We start from the raw sequence: 2,725 nt of genomic DNA on the forward strand, positions 1-2,725 counted from the left end.
GGACGGTGGCCTCGCTGCAACTGCAGCAGGGTGAGAACACGATCACGATCAGTGCCGAGGATGCGGCTGGAAACGTGACGCGCACGAGCAGGAAGATCTCGCGGGCGGCGTCTGCACCTGCACCTGCCCCGGCACCTGCACCTGCCCCGGCACCTGCACCTGCCCCGGCACCTGCACCTGCCCCGGCACCTGCACCTGCACCTGCCCCGGCACCTGCACCTGCACCTGCCCCGGCACCTGCACCTGCCCCGGCACCTGCACCTGCCCCGGCACCTGCACCTGCACCTGCACCTGCACCTGCACCTGCACCTGCACCTGCACCTGCACCTGCACCTGCACCTGCACCTGCACCTGCACCTGCACCTGCACCTGCACCTGCACCTGCACCTGCACCCGCGCCTGCACCTGCACCTGCACCTGCACCTGCACCTGCGCCTGCACCCGCGCCTGCACCGGCTCCGGCTCCGGCTCCGGCGCCCGCACCGGCACCAGGCGCAGTGCTCGACCTGGCACTGGTAAGCCCCGTCGGTGGGAGCGCGTTGCCGTTCACCGTCGGGCAGGCCTTGCGGCAGGGTCACGTCCCGGCCGGGTCGACGCTCGTGTCCGCATTGCCCGGCTTCCAGGCCGTGATCAAGAACCGCTGGCCCGACGGCAGTGCGAAGTTCGCCGTGCTGTCCGGACAGGCCGACCTCAGCGCCAACACCTGGCGCAGCATCGGCCTCAGCGTGGCCGCTGCGCCGGCGGCGACGACACCTATGTCGACGGCCGAACTGAAGGCCGCGGGTGTGTCCGCATCGATCCAGTACGGCAGCTTCGGTACCGCATCGTGGTCGGCCGGTGACTGGGATGCGCCGACGCAGACATGGGTTTCCGGGCCGGAAATGTCCTCCTGGAAATACCGCAAGGCGATCGGCAGCGATCCGCACCTGTCGGCCTGGCTGGAGGTGCGTGCGTACAAGGGTGGTCGCGTCGAGGTTCTGCCCTGGATCGAGAACGCACAGCTGAAAGTCTCCGGCCCCATGGCCAAGTCCGGCACGGCGACCTTCGTGCTCAATGGCAGCCAGCGCTTCTCGCAGTCGCTCAACCTGCTGAGTCAGCAGCGCGCGGTGCTTGCCAGCGGGACCACGCTGACACACTGGACCGGAACGGATCCGCAGGTGACGCCGCGCCAGAGTGCGGCTTACCTGATGGACAGCCGCATGGTGCCGACCTACCGTGCGAAGTCCGCCAGCGCCAGCCCGTTGTTCGCCCGGTTGCCGAGTTCATACACGCCGCTGTCGCAGGCGGCCTACCCGGACATCATGGGTTCGACGGGCTACCACGGCTCGATCGGCATGCTGCCCGAATGGGACGCGGCCTATCTCTCCAGCAGCGGCGATCCGCGTGCGCATCGCGCCGTGGTGATCAGCGCCTATGCGGCGGGGCGATTCGGCATCCACTTCCGCGACGAAACGACGCAGCGCCCGTTGAAGTTCTCCGGGCATCCGAATCTCGTGATGACAGACACCGTGGGCGTGACCCATGTCGGCTCGTCGAGCACCGGCACGTACACGCCGAATGTCAGCGGCGGCGCGGCGCCGACATTCGCCACGTCGCATCATCCGTCGCTGGGCTTCATGGCCTACCTGCTGACCGGCTGGAACTACTTCCTCGAGGAGTCGCAGTTCCTCGCCACGGCCAACTACCTCAAGCAGTCGAGCTCGACGCGACAAGGCAGCAAGGGCATCCTCGAGAGCAGTGCCGGTACCAACACGACGCGCGGAGCGGCCTGGGCGCTGCGCAGCCTCGCACAGGCTGCGCGATCACGCCGGATGACGACGCGCTGCGCGAGGAACTCGTCGCCAGCCTGGGCGAGAACATCGCCCACTACCATGGTCGCTACATCGCGACTGCGCACAACGCGCTCGGCCTGGTGCAGCCTTACCAGGACTACGAGGCCGGCGATCCGTACACCGCGCAGATCTGGATGGAAGACTTCTTCACCGCTGCCTTCGGCTACATGAAGGATCTGCAGGTGTACCCGTCGGCCTCGACGAACAAGCTGGACGCATTCCTGGCCTGGAAGTACCGCTCGATCGTCGGTCGCCTGGGCGGCGGCGGCAGCGGCGAGTACACCTACCGGCAGGCGGCGCAGTACACGCTCAACTACGCACCCAGCGCGGCGACGAACTGGTCCGGTCCGGGGCCCTGGTACGCCAGCTGGGGTGAGGTGGCCCGTTCCATGGGCCTGTCGACAGCAGGCGCCCTGGGCGAGACGCTGGACAGCGGCTACCCGACCGAATCGGGCGGCTACTGGGCCAACCTGATGCCCGCGATCTCATATGCCGTGGATCACGGTGCGACCGGGGCCTCGGAGGCATGGAATCGCATCGTCTCGGCCTCCAACTTCCCCACGCTCGCGGCCAGCTTCAACGACGCTCCCGTGTGGGGCATCAAGCCGCGCTCGCGTTGAGGCGCGCGCGGTGACGGACACGAATCGAGGATTCTTCGAGATGAACTTGCGCAGGAACAGGACGACGCTGCTGGTGATGCAGGCGGTTGCGAGCATGGTGCTGGCGGGATGCGGCGGCGTGGACGAGCCGACGGCGGCGAGCGCGTTGAGCGAGCCGAGCCTGGAAGGGGCGGAGCTGGAGCAGGCCGAGAGGCTGCGCTGGAGCATGTTCGACAGCGTGTCGCCGACGGTGAGCGTAGGCGGCGTGGGCGAGGTCAACGCGTCGGGCCTGGT

4 protein-coding genes are annotated in these 2,725 nt (G+C 68.2%); 3 read left to right on the plus strand and 1 reads right to left on the minus strand.

Annotation, left to right across the window (positions count from 1 at the left end):
- Positions 1-48: 48 nt before the first annotated feature.
- Entirely contained in the window at positions 49-489 is a 441-nt protein-coding gene (locus tag AB7U92_RS25480) for a hypothetical protein (protein ID WP_428583399.1), read from the minus strand.
- 8 nt (positions 490-497) lie between these two features.
- On the opposite strand from AB7U92_RS25480, the gene AB7U92_RS25485 reads away from it, so the two are divergent.
- The 3 genes from AB7U92_RS25485 to AB7U92_RS25495 all read left to right on the plus strand — a co-directional run.
- Positions 498-2,003 carry a hypothetical protein gene (locus AB7U92_RS25485; protein WP_428583401.1) on the plus strand — a complete coding sequence of 502 codons (1,506 nt, stop codon included), beginning with the start codon at positions 498-500 and terminating at the stop codon, positions 2,001-2,003.
- The gene (locus AB7U92_RS25490; RefSeq protein WP_428583403.1) at positions 1,913-2,452 is read left to right on the plus strand and encodes a hypothetical protein; all 540 of its coding nucleotides are present in this window, start codon (positions 1,913-1,915) and stop codon (positions 2,450-2,452) included. Before AB7U92_RS25485 ends, AB7U92_RS25490 begins: the two co-directional genes overlap by 91 nt.
- 10 nt (positions 2,453-2,462) lie before the next feature.
- Positions 2,463-2,725: hypothetical protein (locus tag AB7U92_RS25495; protein ID WP_428583405.1), on the plus strand; the 263-nt coding region annotated here is incomplete at its 3' end.

Origin of the sequence: Piscinibacter sp. (genome assembly GCF_050175855.1) — a bacterium.
Classification (GTDB): Bacteria; Pseudomonadota; Gammaproteobacteria; order Burkholderiales; family Burkholderiaceae_C; genus Piscinibacter.